Raw genomic sequence first — 15,401 nt, 5'->3', positions numbered from 1 at the left:
GTCACGTGGCGGATTCGGTGAGTGAGATTCGGCTTCAGGCCGAGCAGAGGGCCCGCGTCATGATCGATCGGCAGCTCACTGAGGCCGGGTGGCAGGTGCAGGACAAATCTGCGCTGAACCTGTTCGCCGGGCCTGGCGTTGCGGTCCGCGAATCGATCATGGCAGCAGGGCACGGCCGAGTCGACTACCTGCTGTACGTAAATCAGCAGGTAGTCGGGGTGATCGAAGCCAAGCCTGTCGGAACGGCCTTGTCCGGGGTCGAGTGGCAGTCGGCCATGTACGCCACCGGCCTACCCGCGGCCGTACGCCTGCGGGCGCTGACCCGAGACGACCGGTTGCCGTTCGTGTTCGAAGCGAGCGGCTCCGAGACCCATTTCACCAACGGCTACGACCCTCAGCCGCGCGCCCGCCTCGTGTTCACGTTTCCCCGGCCGGAGACGCTTGCCCGGTTCGTGCGCGACGCCCAGGCAGCCCCGGACCGCCCGACGTGGCGGGCGAAGGTCCGTCACCTCCCGGCCCTGCCTGCGGAGGGACTGCGGCCGGCGCAGGTCACCGCGATCAGCGGGATCGAGCGCTCCTTGGCCGAGCAGCGGTTTGACCGGTCGCTGGTGCAGATGGCCACGGGTGCGGGCAAGACGTTCACCGCAGTGACCGAAAGCTACCGGCTGCTCAAGTACGGCGGCTTCGGACGGGTGTTGTTCCTGGTCGACCGGAACAACCTCGCTGACCAGACGGTGGCGGAGTTCCAGAACTATCGGACCCCGGGCGACGGGCGCCGCTTCACTGAGCTGTACAACGTCGACAAGCTGACCGGAGCGGGCATGCTGGCCAGTTCCAGTGTGGTCATCTCGACCATCCAGCGGGTCTACAAGGCACTCTGTGGCGACACTGTTTCTGCCGACGACGATCCCGGGCTGGATGGTTTCGTCCCGGACGAGCCGGTGAGCGTCACCTATCAGCAGCAGATTCCGCCGGAGACGTTCGATCTGGTGATCGTCGACGAGGCTCACCGCTCGATCTACGGGGTGTGGCGACGCGTTCTGGAGTACTTCGACGCACACATCGTCGGGCTGACCGCGACACCCGGCAAACAGACCTTCGGGTTCTTCCGGCAGAACCTGGTGTCGGAGTACACCTACCCTCAGTCGGTGGCCGACAACGTCAACGTGGACTTCGACCTGTACCGCATCCGCACGCAGATCAGCGAGCAGGGCTCCACCATCGAAGCCGGGACCGTAGTGCCGGCCGTCGACCGTCGCACTCGGGTGCAGCGCCTGCAAACCCTCGATGATGACCTCGAATACACCAAACGCCAGCTCGATCGGGCGGTCACCGCGACCTCGCAGATCCGGCTCGTGCTCGAAACGTTCCGCGATCGGCTGTTCACCGAGATCTTCCCCGGCCGCAGTACCGTTCCGAAGACTCTGATCTTCTGCAAGGACGACGCGCACGCCGAGGAGGTCGTCACTACCGTGCGGGAAGTCTTCGGCAAGGGCAACGACTTCGCGGCGAAGATCACTTATCAGGCTAAAGACCCGAAAGGTCACCTTCAAGCATTCCGTACATCGGCGAGCCTGCGGATCGCGGTGACCGTCGACATGATCGCCACCGGCACGGACGTCAAGCCGCTGGAGTGCGTGTTCTTCTTGCGTGACGTGCGCTCCGCTGCGTACTTCGAGCAGATGAAGGGTCGTGGCGCTCGCACTATCGCCTCCGCCGACTTCCAGGCCGTCACCCCCGATGCCGCCGAGAAGACCCGGTTCGTGATCGTGGATGCGGTCGGGGTCACCGAACACGACTTCGTCGACCCGCCCCTGAACCGCGACAAGAACATCAGCCTGCAAAAACTCCTGGACAAGGCCGCCACCCTCACCCTGACTGAGGCGGAGACGGCGACCCTGGCGTCCCGGCTGGCGGCGCTGGAACTAAAGCTCACACCAGCAGAACGTGTCGAGCTCGACCAGGTCGCCGGGGCCCCGGTCCGCGACATCGTCCGCGGCCTGGTAGACGCCGTCGACCCCGACACCCAAGCGCGCATCACCGCGACAGCGGCCGATCCGGCCGCCGCCATCCAAAACCTGCTTGATGCGGCGGTCCGCCCGATCGCCGCCAACCCCGACCTTCGCGCTCGGATCCTCGAACTGCGCCGAGCGCACGACCGAATCATCGACGAGGTCAGCGTCGACGCCCTGGAAGACGCTTACGGGGTGGTCGACACCTCCCGCGCCCAGTCCATCGTCGATTCCTGGCGCGACTACCTCACCGAACACCGCGACGAGATCACCGCGATCCAGTTGCTCACCGAGGCTCGGGACCGGAAGATCTCTTTCGCCGACATCCAGGAACTCGCCGACAGGATCCAGCGCCCGCCCCGCAATTGGACACCCGACCTGATCTGGGCCGCGTACGCCGCGATCGACACCACCCGGGTCCGTTGGCACAACGACCGGCGTACCCTAACCGACCTGGTCTCGTTGATCCGATACACCGTCGGGCAAGATGATCACCTCGTGCCTTACGCAGAGAAGGTCCGGGAACGGTACGCGGGCTGGCTGCGCCAGCAAGAACAAGCAGGCGTTTGCCTGACTGACACACAAAGGTGGTGGCTCGACCGCATGGCCCAAGTGATCGCTGCATCCGCCGGCATCAACCCCGACGACCTCGATAACGCCCCGTTCACCGAACGTGGCGGCATCGATGGTGCCATCCGCGACCTCGGCCCGGCCACCGCGGACCTGGTCGACCAACTCAACACCGAACTCACCGCATGAACACCCTTCCGGCCGGATGGCGCACCGACAATTTGGGCAATATCGCCATTTCGATTCGCAACGGCATTTTCGCGCGACGGCCGTCCGACGAGCCAGGAGGAATTCCGATCCTTCGCATCTCGGCGGTTAAGGGCGGAAGGCTGGACTTGACTGCTCGTAAATACGTCGACGGGATCGAAGCGGAGACGGTAGCGAAGTTTTCTATTGATCCCGGCGATCTTCTCCTTACGCGCTACAACGGCAGCCGGGACCTGGTCGGCAGGTGTGCGCTAGTCCCGAAGCATGCTGGACCGTTATTGCATCCTGACAAGTTGATAAGGGTAGTTTTAAGGCCTGACGTAATCGACAGTCGATTTGCTGCTTTATATCTGGAATCGCAATCCGTGCGCAGCTTCCTTGAGCCTCGGATTAAAACGACAGCTGGGCAGTCCGGGATCGCTGGAGGCGATGTACGTAGCATTCCTTTCAGCTTCCCAGACATTTCAGAACAGCGGCGAATCGTTGATATTCTTGAAGACCATCTTTCGAGACTCGATGCCGCCGAAGCCGGACTCATTCGTTCGACGCGAAGGCTTTCAGCGTTACGTGAGGCTTTTCTGCGCGAAGCCCTGACTGGGGCAAATCTTCCCGGCCCGCGCGAGCATCGTTTGCCGCCTGAGGTCGGCGTGGATGACGGGGCCTTCCCCCTTTTGCCTAACGGCTGGCAATGGCTACGACTCGCTGATGTCGCTGATGTCGTTGGCGGGGTTACGAAAGACTCTAAGCGACAGGACGATCCGGCATTCGTTGAGGTTCCTTACTTGAGGGTGGCGAATGTTCAACGTGGCCACCTCAGGCTGGACTACGTTGCCACGATCCGGGTCGCTCCGTCAAAAGCCGCTGCGCTTCGGCTGAAGCCCGGCGATGTCCTACTTAACGAAGGCGGAGACCGCGACAAACTCGCCCGGGGTTGGATCTGGGAGGGTCAGATCGACGATTGCATCCACCAGAACCACGTCTTCCGTGCCCGGGTGCGAGACGATAGGATCGATCCACGGCTTCTCTCATGGGCGGCGAATACATTGGGCGCGCCTTGGGCCGAACATAACGGCAAGCAGACCACCAACCTTGCCTCGATCAGCCTGTCTAAAATTCGGCTAATGCCTTTGCCGATCCCTCCGCGAGATATGCAGACGGGGTTGGTGCAACAAATCAGTGATCAGCTCGCCGGCATTGATCGGCTGACCAAGCAGGTGACGTCTAGCTTGGCCCGATCAGAGGCCTTGCGTAAGTCGCTTCTGGATGCGGCCTTTACCGGGCGGTTGACCGGGCTGGCATGTGACGTAGATATGGTTGAGGAGTTGGCGGGTGTCTGAGGCGCGGCGGCTTGTAGACAAGTTGTGGTCGTACTGCCACGTCCTCCGCGACGATGGGGTAGGCACGATTGAGTACACCGAGCAGCTGACATACCTGCTGTTCCTGAAGATGGCTCATGAGCGGGAAACTCGTCCGCTGCGACCGGAACGCATCGTCCCCGAGAGTTGCTCGTGGCAGCGGCTACTCGACGCCGAAGGTGATGACCTGGAAGTCACCTACCGTCACATCCTGGAGGAGCTGGCGCGGCAGCCCGGCACGCTGGGCACGATCTACCGCAAGGCGCAGAACCGCATCCAGGACCCGTCCAAGCTCAAGCGCCTGATCAAGGACCTGATCGACAAGGAGAATTGGTCGGCGACCGGCACGGACGTCAAGGGCGACGCGTACGAGGAACTGTTGTCCAAGGGCGCCGAGGACATCAAGTCCGGCGCCGGGCAGTACTTCACGCCGCGCGCGGTCATCCAGGCGATGGTTGACTGCGTACGCCCGACCGTTCGTGACACCGTGGTCGACCCGGCAGCGGGGACCGGTGGGTTCTTGCTCGCAGCTCACGACCACGCTGCCCGCAACGCCGAAACTCTGACCCCGGCCGAACGCACTCACCTGCGTGACGGATTTGTGCACGGCGTCGAGCTGGTGGATGGCACTGCCCGGCTCGCCGCGATGAACCTGCTGCTGCATGGCATCGGCACCCCCACCGGGGACAGCCTCATCGACGTCAAGGATGCCTTGATCGCCGACCCCGGTGACCGCTATTCAGTCGTGCTGTCGAACCCGCCGTTCGGCCGTAAGTCGTCCTTGACGATGGTCGGTGCGGACGGTCGGGAGGCCGGCGAGGAGCGGGCCATCTCCCGCACCGACTTCCGGGTCACCACCGCCAACAAGCAGCTCAACTTCGTGCAGCACATCGCCACCATTCTCGCTATCCACGGTCGCGCTGCGGTGGTTCTTCCCGACAACGTGCTGTTCGAGGGCGGTGCCGGCGAAACTCTGCGCCGTCGCTTGCTCCACGACTTCGACCTGCACACCATGCTGCGGCTGCCCACCGGGATCTTCTACGCCCAGGGTGTCAAGGCCAATGTGCTGTTCTTCGACAAAAAGCCCGCCGCGGAACGTCCCTGGACTGACCGGCTGTGGATCTACGACCTGCGGACCAACCAGCACTTCACCCTGAAGCAGAACCCGCTGCGCCGGACCCACCTTGACGACTTCGTCGCCAGCTACCTGCCGGGAAAACTCCGCTCCGAGCGAGTTGAAACCGAACGGTTCAAGCCTTTCACGTACGACGAGCTAATCGCTCGCGACAAGACCAACCTCGACATCACCTGGCTTCGTGACGAGTCTCTCGAAGACATGGCCAATCTGCCCGCCCCCGAGGTCATAGCCCGCGAGATCGTTGAGGATCTCACCGCCGCGCTCGTCGAGTTCGAAGCCGTCGCCGCCGCTTTGGAGGCGGCCACGGGGGTGGATCAGCTGTAGTGGAGTGGAGCCGCAGCAGATCGCATGTGCCCCACGCTCCACGGTCGGTCGCAGATACCAGTCGAGTGCAACATCGCGTGATCTCTTCCTTACAGAACAGATGTTCGACAGTATTGGTACCTCAGGGGAGGTGATCTGATGGCAGACCGCAGCAGCATCGAGTGGACCGAGGCGACATGGAACCCGACGACCGGATGTGACCGTGTCTCACCCGGGTGCGACAACTGTTACGCCCTCTCCCTTGCCAAGAGGCTGAAGGCCATGGGGTCCGCTAAGTACCAAGCCGACGGCGACCCCCGAACATCGGGCCCAGGCTTCGGAGTCACAGTTCACCGCGACGCCTTGGACATTCCCCGTCGCTGGCGGGAGTCACGCGTCGTCTTCGTCAACTCCATGTCCGACTTGTTCCACGCGCGGGTTCCGCTGGACTATGTCAGTCAGGTATTCGATGTCATGCGAGAGACGCCCCGGCATACCTACCAGGTACTCACCAAACGCGCGGCTCGACTCGCGAAGGTCGCCCCGCTTCTCGACTGGCCGCCGAACGTATGGATGGGGGTCAGCGTCGAGAGCGTTGACCAGTTGAGCAGAGTCGATGAGCTGCGGGGTGTACCCGCAGCCGTGCTGTTCGTCTCCGCCGAACCGCTGCTCGGCCCCCTTCCCGCTCTCAACCTGACTGGGATCGACTGGCTGATCGTCGGCGGTGAGTCCGGGAGCAACTGCCGGCCGATGGATCCAGATTGGGTACGAGGGATCCGCGATCAATGTGAAGCCTCTGGAACTGCATTCTTCTTCAAGCAATGGGGCGGGCGGACGCCGAAGGCCGGTGGACGTGACCTCGACGGGCGCAAACACTCAGCCATGCCTCGCCGGGCCTCCATCGCGCCGGCATGAGTCCAGCCGCTCCGGTCGCTGACTGACGGGTTCCCTTTGCCTTGGTAGCGGTGAGAGACTGACTCCTGACTATTTGTAGCCAGGAGGGTGTATGCCGGTCAAAGGCGACGTGCCGTGGAAACGCGATGAGCACACAGGCGCCAAGCACGACATCTACCGTCGCTATCTGGAGCGATGGTTCCCCATCCTCCTGAACCGCCGATCGAAGCCGTGGCCGTCAGTGACGTATGCCGAGGGCTTCTCCGGCCCCGGCATCTACAGTGGCGGAGAGTTTGGCTCTCCCATTGTCGCCATCAAGGCTCTCACCAGCCAAGTCCCAGCGGACAAAGGGGTCGCGCGGATCATCTTCGTCGATGACGACAAGCGATGCACCGACCTGCTCAACAAGACGCTGAAAGAGACCTTCCCGAAGCGGCCACGATCCGAGGATGCGATGCCGGTCAAAGTCGTCACCGGCACCTGCAAGGACCATCTCGAAGCAGCCCTGGACGGGATGCACGCCTGGGGCAAGCCGATCTTCGCCAATCTTGATTCATGGGGAAATGCCCCGATTCCCTACCGTCTCCTCAAACGTCTCGCGACGAACGTGTCCAGCGAAGTCATCGTCACCTTCTTCCCTCAGCACTTCGTCCGGTTCGTCAGCGACATGGGTGAGGCCGGCGACGAACTCTTCGGAGGTGACCCCACCTGGCGAACCGTGACCGACCTGGCGCCCGCAGCAAAGAGCCGACACATCCTGACCTGCTACCGCCAGACCCTCAAGACCGCTGGATTCAAATACCTGCTGGACTTCGAGCTCGTTCCCCGGCACGGCCAGCCGCTCTACCTCGTCTTCGGCACAGGGCACCCCCTCGGCGTGCAGAAGATGAAAGACAGCCTGTGGGAAGTCGACCCCGTCCAAGGCGTCGGCTTCCGCGACCCGCGAGACGAACAAGCCGAAACCCTCTTCGACATCGACGAACCGATCCTCGGCCCCCTGACACGTCTACTCGAACGGAAGTTACGGGAAAACGGACCAACTAGCGTCCAAGACCTGCGCACCTTCACACTCTTCGAGACCGTCTACCGGCCAGAACACGTGATCCGATCATTGATACCACTGCTCGAAAAAGGGATCATCCGGACCGGAGACCGCAAGCCGCTGAAGATCCGCTCTTTGGTCCACCACACCTCCGCGCCGCTAGATCCCCATGGCGCACCCCAGTCGATGGCTCTATGAGATTCAATGGGGGGAGACAGGCGTAATCGCTTTGCCCGCGGACCGAACCAACCGTGAGAGGCTTCCGATCGTAGCTGCGCTATCGCCGACGACATGTGGTAGATCGGCAAGCAAGTGCGTTCGCGGATAGCTGTTAAGGTCACGATTGACCTTTGAGCTGCGAGTATGCGGTTCATTTCTGTCAGGCGTGATTCCATGAGCGGGTGGCTATGAATAGGGGTGGCACCGAGCAGCCCATCTTGCTCCGGGACAGCCAGGCAACAACTCAGTGAGGACGTTTTAGACCGCTCATGGATGCTTAGCACTGCCTTCACTCAGCAGGGCTACAGTTCCGGCTTTCGTATTGGCTTCCGATTTCGCCCGGCGGATTTTGTAAAACAGGTTCGGTACTCGAGGTCCGTCACGGCGCAGTAGAAAGGCTGCGTCCTGGACCTGACGGCAGTCACTGATGGCGAGTGCGTCCGGCCGGGCGATGTACGCCTGCCAAAGATCGTCGATCTTATGCTCTGCCTGCTGTCGTGCATTCGAGTGTTGCCAATGCTGTCGAGCGAGTTCGATGGTGTCGAGGAATGCTGGGGCACTTGGTAGGAAGATCTTGATCAAGTAGTCGGCGAGGCTGATGTCTCTGACGAGGGCGATGGCGAGTCCGATGATGAACCAGATCACACCAGTGGTGAGGATGGTGGCGCTGTAGGCGCGGTGTTCCTGGCGGCTCCACACCATGCTTTGGCGCTGGCAGAGCAGTGCGTCGGCGGGCCAGGGGGTGGTGCCGAGGTCGACGCTGTACCAGTTGCGGTAGTTGCTGTCGTCGGTGATGTGGCGGGCGGAGGCTGCCACATCTTCGGGCGCGGGTTTGCGGCCGGCGAGTGCGGTGTTCCAGGGCATGTGGAAGAGGTTGGTGTCGTATAGTTCTTGAACTCGGGCGGCGTGCTGGGTGGCTCGTTGTTCCATTCCGGTCAGCAGAGTCCGGCCGAGAACAAGCCATCCGGCGCTGATGGCGGCGACAAGATCCGTGGTGGCAGGGAAGAACAACGATATGAACGGGCCGACCGCGGCAAGAGCGAACGTGCCGAGGGCGCGGGCGCGGCGCCAGCGGTGGGCAATCTGGAAATCGCGGCTATAGGCGAGTAGCCGGTCGAGGTGCTGCGACTCATCCTGGCGCTGGGTGATGCGGGCCGACGATCCTTCGGGCACGGGCCGGGCCTGTGGTGTGCCCGTCACGAGAGCGGGAACAGCGGTCCGAACAGGGCACGCCAGGCGTTCAGGGCCTCGCCGGTGCGCCCGGTCCGGTCGAGGTTGATCGCTACCGTGCAGGCGGCCTCAGCCGTGCGCAGTGCCGTGCGGGCATTGTTCATCTTCACCTTGTCACCGTCTAAGACGTCGGAGATGTCGGGCCCGATATGGGCCGGGTCGGGCCAGCCCTCGTCGATGCGGCTGGCGGCGCTGGCGAAGAACTGCCGGAGTTCTCGAGGATGGCTGCCGGTCCACGGCCCGGTGATTAGTTCCAGGGCCATCACTTCGATGAGGAAGGACGGCTCGACCGGATGGCCAGCGATCTCGTTCCACTTCTTGATCATTTTGACGAGAGGCTTCCACTGCTCCGCGAAGGCCCCGTTGGCGTCCCGAGCCGCCTCGCGATGCAGTTCTGGGTTGGTGTGCACCCACTCCCCGGTGACGTCATCGGGGATCAGGTAGTGGTCGCCGTTGACGAAGGCGGGTACGACGTCGAACGACACCACCTCGTCAGCGTCGCTGACGTCGTCGACAACGCGGACCCCGAAGTCCACCCGGACGGCGCGCCGGTCGCAGATGACACGAGCTTCGCCGTAGTAGGGGACCAGGGCGGCCCGGACGACTTCGAGGATGTCGTGGGGATGCCTGTCGAGGTATTCGGTGTTGCCCAGCACGATCATGATGTCGACGTCACGCAGCGGTTTGGTCTTCGTGTGCCGGCGATAGGCGCCGGTGAGGAAGTCCCGGATGATGTCGAGGGTGTCGTCGGCGTCGAGCTGTTCACGGATACGCTTCTGTCGGGCGCTCGCGGACGCATCCTCGCTGGCGGTGGTCTCCAGGTTGGTGCGGAACTTGTAAAACGCGTCGTTGACGCTGATCATCCGTTGCTCCTGGTGTAGTAGTGCAGGCCAGCGCCGAGGCTGCCGCCGCCGATGGCGGTCCCGACGGAGTGCCGGGTGAACCCGGCGGTCGAGCGGAGAGTGGTATTGGACCAGCCGTCCACCGACGGGTAACCGGGGGCGGTGTCGGCGATCAGCCGGTAGTTGCAGCGCGACGGGTAGGAGCCGTTCTTGAGCACCGTGTAGGAGACGGTGTCCGGGTCCAGCCACAACTCGCCGTCGCCGTCGCCGTAGTAGCTGTAGTCGATGGTGAAGTCGAATCGTCCTACTAGATCGTCACCAACGCGCTTACCCGGGTCGTAGATTTCCAGCACGAGGCCTTTGAGGTGGCCGGAGTTGAGCCACGCAGCGATACCGGCCTCCAGCACCTCCCACTGACCCCGAATCTTGGTGATGCTCAGGCCGCTCTGCTGGATGATCTGCTTCATCCCGCGCAGCATGTTCGTCGCGACATGCGTGGTCGCGTGAGCGTGGGTGTTGACGCGTACGGCCGTGGTCACGATCGCTCCAGTTCCGTGTAGTCGATCACGACACGTTCGCTGGCTCCTTGCTGCGACACCGCACTCACCGTGGCGATGCCTTCGGTGAGGTCCCGAACCTCGAAATGCGGATAGGAACCCAACGCGGCACGGGCCTCGTCTAGGTCGACCGCGCCGCACGGTAGCGAAATTCGCCAGCCAGGCTCGGCCAGTGGCCAGGTCGCCAGGGCCGCTGGGTTCTCGCCTTCGACTGCGGCGGAGCCGTGCAGCGTGTAGACCCGTACCCGGTCTCCCGCGGTTGGCATCACCACGATGGGAGCCTCGCCGGTGTACTCCTCGGCGATCAGCATGGCCACTGTGCTCGTGACCGCCACCAAGTCAGTGCGAGCGCTGGCACCCGGTGGGGTGAGAAGGTCGATGATCGTGTTCCAGGTCGAGACCGACGTGCGTACAGGCACGGACGGCACTTGCCGTGATGCGACGCTCATCGGTGACCGCCTTCATCGCGTAGTACCGCCAGCAGATCCTGGCCGGTAACCCGATCGGGATCGCCCTGCACCTCCGGCCGGTAGGCGCAGGCGGCGGCGACGGCTTTGCGTAGCCGGCGGCCGTCGAGGCCTTCCGAGTCCTTAGCCGCCGCGTCCAGCAGCGCGGGTTCCAGCAGCCGACTCGCTCCGGGGAACGCGGCGGCGACCGCCGCAGCGGTGAGTTCGAGAATCTGTCGCCGGGCAGCGCGATCCGGCAACGGTACTTCGACGATCCAGTCCGCGCGCGAGGCCAGCGCGGGGTCGAGCGCGTCGCTGAAGTTAGTCGTCGCCAGGATCAGCATTTGCGGGTGGCGCCGGGCGAGTCGGTCGAGCCCGACGAGCGCGGCGTCTACCGCCCGGTGCACGTCGATCGGGTTAGCCTCCATCGACAGCGCTGCCCTGTCGGTGAACAGGGTCTCCACCTCGTCGAGCAACACGATCATCGGGCCGACGGCGGCGTGTTCGTGAAGCAGGGTGCCGAACAACTGCTCCACCGCGCGCTGACTGCGTCCCAACGACGAACTGGCGAGGCTGTGCGGATCGACCTCGACGAACAACCACTCGGAAGCGGTCGGGATGGTGCGGGCCACCTGGTTGGCCAGACCCCGTGCCATCGTCGTTTTGCCGACGCCGGGTTTGCCCGTGAGCAGAATGACCCCGTGAAGCGGCAGCGCGTCGAACGGAACTGCCGCGCGCAGATGCGCTTCGGCGACCGCCGTCCGTAGCAACCGCTGTTTCATCCCGTCCGGCAACACGATCGCCGACCAGGCGGCGGCGAAGGCGTCGTTCGGCAACAGCCGCGTATCAGCTACCCCTGGTGCCGCCTCGTCCGGCAGCCGCCGGACTTCTGACCCGCGAAGACTGTGCGTCATGGTTCCCCCCAAATCTGCAACGAGCGCCAGCTGACACCCCTCCCGCGTCGGCTGGCGCATGGACGTAGCCCGACGCGCAGACGCGTCGAGCTACGCTTGACGCGGAAGACTCTACGGGATGTACCGATCGAGGTACAAACTGATTGGGTTGGGTGCGCGCTGGACATGTGTCGGCCCTCGGGTATGCGCCAATTGGCAGAAGAGATATTTTGATCTCAACAACCGGTTGCGCTCGGCGATGGAGGTGTAGGTGAGCGACCCGATCGACATCGAACTGTTGGGACGGCTCGTGCATGCCGAGCGCCTCAAGCGAGGCCGTCTTAGCCTGCGTGTCGCAGCCGAGCAGGCCGAAGTGCCGTTCAACACGTTGGCGCGTGTAGAGAAGGGTGACCTTCCCGACCTCGCGAACTTCCGGCGCATCGTGCACTGGCTCGGCCTGTCGCCTGAGCGGTTCTTCCAGCCGCCTCGGATTCGGACCGAGAACACCCCGGAGCTGATCGCGCACCACCTTGCCCGGGACCCGAACCTGACTGATGCGGCTGCCGAGAAGATCGCCGGGCTTGTCCGCGAGCTGTACACCAGCTTCGCCACTGTGGAACGGCCGATACGCGTGCACCTTCGGGCATCGGCGACGTTCAAGCCAGAAGCCTCACGCAAACTCTCCGGCCTGCTTGAACAGATGCAGCAGAAGCTGGAATCCATGCCATGAGACGAATATTGAGGCGGGCGAGGTAGGCGCTCTGATGCGAAGAGGTTTTAAGACCGAGGCTGAAAGACTGGCCGACCGCACCCGGGTTGAGCTCGGGCTTCAACCGCACGCCCATATGCCGATCCGCAAGCTCGCGGCGCATCTCCACATCGAGATTCATCCCGCCGACGATCTCGTCGACCGTGCAGACCTTGAGGAACTCGACGAGCTGCAACCCGGTGCGTTCTCGGCGGCGACGTTCCACCTGCCCGGCGGCCGGACTGTCATCGTCTGCAACCCGCTCAGCGAGACCGGGCGTACCAACAGCGACATTGCACATGAAATCGCGCACGTGATCCTCAACCATGAGATCCGAGAGATTCAGCAGCTTGCCGGTCACACCTTTTTCACCTGCAACCCCGAACAGGAAGAGGAGGCGAACTGGCTCGCCGGCTGCCTGCTTCTACCCAGGCCGCTGCTGCTTCGAGAGGCATACGCCGCCTCAACTCCCGACCTGATCGCGGAAAAACATCAGGTAAGTGTCCCTATGGCCAGATATCGCCTGAACGCGAGTGGTGTACTCCTGCAAGTCCAACGTTCCCGCGCCGGCCGGAGTCCACGATAGAAGGTTGCCGCGTGGCCTTCGGCCCGAGGAACGCCCTGCGCCAGTGGGAGACGGCGCACCTTCATCAGTGATAGTGCTCGCGAAAGCGTCGCACCGCATGACGCTGCACTAGGAATCTGCTACTAGCTGGTCAGCAAGTAGTCTTTCCACTCTCGCCAGCAGGTCGTCGTCCGCCGCGGCGAGCAGCACCATCACCCTGCGCCACCTGTCGCCGTCAGCAGGTGCGGACTGATCCGAGACACCGTCGTTCGCTTCGGCCATCGAGGGTTTCGCTTCGGCCATCGAGGGTGAGGTTGACTCCGCGGCTTCGGATCTTGTCCACGTCGTCCGCGACTTCACTGCCTCCATCCCCATAGACGCCAGGGCACTTCCGAGGGCCGGCTTTCGCGCCAGCACCGCGGCCAGCGCTCCAACGAGAGCCAGGAGCCCGGGGTTTTCCGCGACGGTCGATGCAGTGAGGGCCACGACCTCGGAGGCTCGCCGGTTCTGGCCCTTTACCTTTGCCTGGAACGTGAAGGCGACATCCCGCCCGGACTCTGGGTCGCGGACCAGCAGGTCGCAGGGATCTCCGTCCAGCCATCGGATCCGGTCCTGGTCCCCCAGGTACGCGAGCAGCGGCCGGGCCGTCGCCACCGACGGTGCCTGAGCGCCCCGCTCGATGCCCCGGACGAACGAGACGTGCACTCCCGTCTGATCCGCCAGCTGCTGAGGGCTAAGGCCGCTGCGCTCGCGCAGGCTCTTGAGTATCGCGCCGAAGCGATGGTTGCCCGGCGTCCCCGCCGCAACTTGGAGCGGACCCTCGTAATCAACCATGGAGAGAAGAATACAGGAGTCCTCTTGCGTCGCAGCAGCCAGCCGTGTCAGTCTACGAGACATGACGATGTCTTCCTCTAGCGACCCTGGCGCCCGCCGCCCGGAAAACCCGATCTTCCGTGACATCACCCGTCGCGTCGTTCCCGGCGTCCTGCACGCAGTCGGCAAAGCCTTCATAGACGCCGCAGATCGCCAGTACGAGCGTATCCGTCGGGAAGACGGGGGCGAGGCGTAGACCTCGGTGCGCTAGTGCCTCGACATGCGGCCTCAACGGGCAATCTGGATGGCAGATCTGGACTTGGTCGCGTGTCCGGTAAGGCGGGTCTCGTTCCCGCGCGGCCATGCTTTCGTTGTTCTGGGTATGCGGGGAGCCAAGCGCCGCATATCGGTCGTCGGCGGAGGACCACCGGCGGGCAGTGACTGCCTTGGCTGTCATGATCCACCGGGAGTGGTCGGGGCCGCAGCACCGATGCTGTTCGCGGATCGGGTCCAGCGGACGGCGCTGCGGCGGGTGGCTGTCGGTGAGCTGGTCAGGGTAGGCGTCGGCGTACGGCCGTCAGGGTCACGATCGGCCCCTGAGCAGCGTGAATACGGTTCGGGTTGTGCCACATCCGGCCCACCGGGTTCGAGCCCCACACGGCCCACCGGGTTCGAGCCCCACACGGCCCACCGGGTTCGAGCCCCACACGGCCCACCGGGTTCGAGCCCCACACGGCCCACCGGGTTCGAGCCCGCCCGTTATCTGCGATACGGGCGGGCTCGAATCGAGTATCAGCGACGACAATCCGCGTTCTCGCTTCCCCGCTGGCCCTGTCGCCCCAGCTCCCCGCCAGCCCTGGCCGTACTCTTCCACTTGAGTTCACAGAGGCCATACGAAAACGCCGTCCGAGTGAACCCACTCGGACGGCGTTCCCGGATCCCTACTACAGTGAGATAGTTATAGATAGGATCGGTAGGGCATTGGTCTGTGTCGATCTCCGGACACGTACCAAATCCCTACGGTGTGTGCTGAGATCGACATCAGCACGCACCGTTTTGGTTTTCGGGGCATAGGTCGGCCGCAGACTCATCTGCTGATAGGCCTCTGCGTCTCCTTGATCCGCTCCGTGACCGACCGCCGGATCGTCCGGATCAAGCCTGCGGCAGCACATCGGGTTCGGGATCGCCACAGCCTGATGGGGTCCGGAGCCGAGCGAAACCTGATCACCGATTCCGGCTCTACCTCCGCTCTTGCGACTCACGTCGTCAGTGCCGATCGTCATCGGCGTGTACCAAGACTGGGCCGGGGACACCGACCGCAGCGGCCGGCAGGTGCACGTTCCTGGTGCGTCCTCGGACGTCAGCGACACGACCCCCGGCGACGACGACCCGAACGGTCCCGACTACGAGACGGAGCAGACCCGCTGATGAGACGAATGGTGACCGGCGCAGTCGTCATGATCCTTCTGGCGGGCTGCGACTCGCCCGCCGACCCCGGGAACGGTGAGTCGACGCCGCCGTCGCCGGCAGTGTCCACTGTCCAACGAGCCACGGAGGCCGAACTCAG

The 15,401-nt window shown here is 63.7% G+C and carries 14 protein-coding genes; 8 read left to right on the top strand and 6 right to left on the bottom strand.

Translation table 11 applies throughout. The features are described from left to right. Positions 1 to 5 precede the first annotated feature (5 nt). From L3i22_RS11815 to L3i22_RS11795, 5 genes are all read left to right on the top strand, one after another. Entirely contained in the window at positions 6 to 2,771 is a 2,766-nt protein-coding gene (locus L3i22_RS11815; RefSeq protein ID WP_255658134.1) for a type I restriction-modification enzyme R subunit C-terminal domain-containing protein, read from the top strand. Next, positions 2,768 to 4,126 carry a restriction endonuclease subunit S gene (locus L3i22_RS11810; protein WP_221327008.1) on the top strand — a complete coding sequence of 453 codons (1,359 nt, stop codon included), beginning with the start codon at positions 2,768 to 2,770 and terminating at the stop codon, positions 4,124 to 4,126. Before L3i22_RS11815 ends, L3i22_RS11810 begins: the two co-directional genes overlap by 4 nt. Beyond that, positions 4,119 to 5,606, top strand: coding sequence for a class I SAM-dependent DNA methyltransferase (locus L3i22_RS11805; protein ID WP_221327007.1), 1,488 nt, complete (start codon positions 4,119 to 4,121; stop codon positions 5,604 to 5,606). Before L3i22_RS11810 ends, L3i22_RS11805 begins: the two co-directional genes overlap by 8 nt. A 138-nt stretch (positions 5,607 to 5,744) precedes the next feature. Continuing rightward, the gene (locus L3i22_RS11800) at positions 5,745 to 6,500 is read left to right on the top strand and encodes a DUF5131 family protein (RefSeq protein WP_221327006.1); all 756 of its coding nucleotides are present in this window, start codon (positions 5,745 to 5,747) and stop codon (positions 6,498 to 6,500) included. A 91-nt stretch (positions 6,501 to 6,591) separates the two neighbouring features. After that, positions 6,592 to 7,719: a three-Cys-motif partner protein TcmP gene (locus L3i22_RS11795; protein WP_221327005.1), complete on the top strand. Its 1,128-nt coding sequence runs from the start codon at positions 6,592 to 6,594 to the stop codon at positions 7,717 to 7,719. Between the two features lie 288 nt (positions 7,720 to 8,007). On the opposite strand, the gene L3i22_RS11790 is transcribed toward L3i22_RS11795, so the two are convergent. The 5 genes from L3i22_RS11790 to L3i22_RS11770 form a co-directional block, all read right to left on the bottom strand. Then, positions 8,008 to 8,913 (bottom strand): S-4TM family putative pore-forming effector, encoded by a 906-nt coding sequence (locus tag L3i22_RS11790; RefSeq protein WP_221327004.1) that lies wholly within the window; start codon positions 8,911 to 8,913, stop codon positions 8,008 to 8,010. Positions 8,914 to 8,936: 23 nt separating this feature from the next. Beyond that, positions 8,937 to 9,833, bottom strand: a complete 897-nt coding sequence (locus tag L3i22_RS11785; protein ID WP_221327003.1) for a CBASS oligonucleotide cyclase — start codon at positions 9,831 to 9,833, stop codon at positions 8,937 to 8,939. After that, positions 9,830 to 10,351 carry a hypothetical protein gene (locus tag L3i22_RS11780; protein ID WP_221327002.1) on the bottom strand — a complete coding sequence of 174 codons (522 nt, stop codon included), beginning with the start codon at positions 10,349 to 10,351 and terminating at the stop codon, positions 9,830 to 9,832. The genes L3i22_RS11785 and L3i22_RS11780 overlap by 4 nt, the downstream gene beginning before the upstream one ends. Further along, positions 10,348 to 10,680, bottom strand: coding sequence for a hypothetical protein (locus tag L3i22_RS11775; RefSeq protein WP_221327001.1), 333 nt, complete (start codon positions 10,678 to 10,680; stop codon positions 10,348 to 10,350). Before L3i22_RS11775 ends, L3i22_RS11780 begins: the two co-directional genes overlap by 4 nt. Positions 10,681 to 10,814: 134 nt before the next feature. After that, positions 10,815 to 11,729, bottom strand: coding sequence for an AAA family ATPase (locus tag L3i22_RS11770; RefSeq protein WP_221327000.1), 915 nt, complete (start codon positions 11,727 to 11,729; stop codon positions 10,815 to 10,817). Positions 11,730 to 11,979: 250 nt separating this feature from the next. On the opposite strand from L3i22_RS11770, the gene L3i22_RS11765 reads away from it, so the two are divergent. Both L3i22_RS11765 and L3i22_RS11760 read left to right on the top strand, forming a co-directional pair. Continuing rightward, entirely contained in the window at positions 11,980 to 12,438 is a 459-nt protein-coding gene (locus L3i22_RS11765) for a helix-turn-helix domain-containing protein (protein WP_221326999.1), read from the top strand. 34 nt (positions 12,439 to 12,472) lie between these two features. Further along, positions 12,473 to 13,042, top strand: a complete 570-nt coding sequence (locus L3i22_RS11760; RefSeq protein ID WP_221326998.1) for an ImmA/IrrE family metallo-endopeptidase — start codon at positions 12,473 to 12,475, stop codon at positions 13,040 to 13,042. Positions 13,043 to 13,150: 108 nt separating this feature from the next. Here L3i22_RS11760 and L3i22_RS11755 read toward each other — a convergent pair whose 3' ends face one another. Further along, complete coding sequence (locus L3i22_RS11755; protein WP_221326997.1) at positions 13,151 to 13,855, bottom strand: helix-turn-helix domain-containing protein; 705 nt, start codon at positions 13,853 to 13,855, stop codon at positions 13,151 to 13,153. Between the two features lie 1,266 nt (positions 13,856 to 15,121). On the opposite strand from L3i22_RS11755, the gene L3i22_RS11750 reads away from it, so the two are divergent. Beyond that, positions 15,122 to 15,262, top strand: coding sequence for a hypothetical protein (locus L3i22_RS11750; RefSeq protein ID WP_221326996.1), 141 nt, complete (start codon positions 15,122 to 15,124; stop codon positions 15,260 to 15,262). The last annotated feature ends 139 nt before the right edge of the window (positions 15,263 to 15,401 follow it).

Source organism: Actinoplanes sp. L3-i22 (assembly GCF_019704555.1).
Taxonomy (GTDB): domain Bacteria; phylum Actinomycetota; class Actinomycetes; order Mycobacteriales; family Micromonosporaceae; genus Actinoplanes.
Note: the sequence above shows the minus strand (reverse complement) of the source record. Positions and strands in the feature narration are given on the sequence as shown.

Coding starts and splice junctions, on each gene's coding strand:
- L3i22_RS11800 (WP_221327006.1), top strand. CDS start 5,745: ATGGCAGACCGCAGCAGCATCGAGTGGACCGAGGCGACATGGAACCCG.
- L3i22_RS11760 (WP_221326998.1), top strand. CDS start 12,473: ATGCGAAGAGGTTTTAAGACCGAGGCTGAAAGACTGGCCGACCGCACC.
- L3i22_RS11795 (WP_221327005.1), top strand. CDS start 6,592: ATGCCGGTCAAAGGCGACGTGCCGTGGAAACGCGATGAGCACACAGGC.
- L3i22_RS11775 (WP_221327001.1), bottom strand. CDS start 10,680: ATGCTGATCGCCGAGGAGTACACCGGCGAGGCTCCCATCGTGGTGATG.
- L3i22_RS11810 (WP_221327008.1), top strand. CDS start 2,768: ATGAACACCCTTCCGGCCGGATGGCGCACCGACAATTTGGGCAATATC.
- L3i22_RS11785 (WP_221327003.1), bottom strand. CDS start 9,833: ATGATCAGCGTCAACGACGCGTTTTACAAGTTCCGCACCAACCTGGAG.
- L3i22_RS11755 (WP_221326997.1), bottom strand. CDS start 13,855: ATGGTTGATTACGAGGGTCCGCTCCAAGTTGCGGCGGGGACGCCGGGC.
- L3i22_RS11770 (WP_221327000.1), bottom strand. CDS start 11,729: ATGACGCACAGTCTTCGCGGGTCAGAAGTCCGGCGGCTGCCGGACGAG.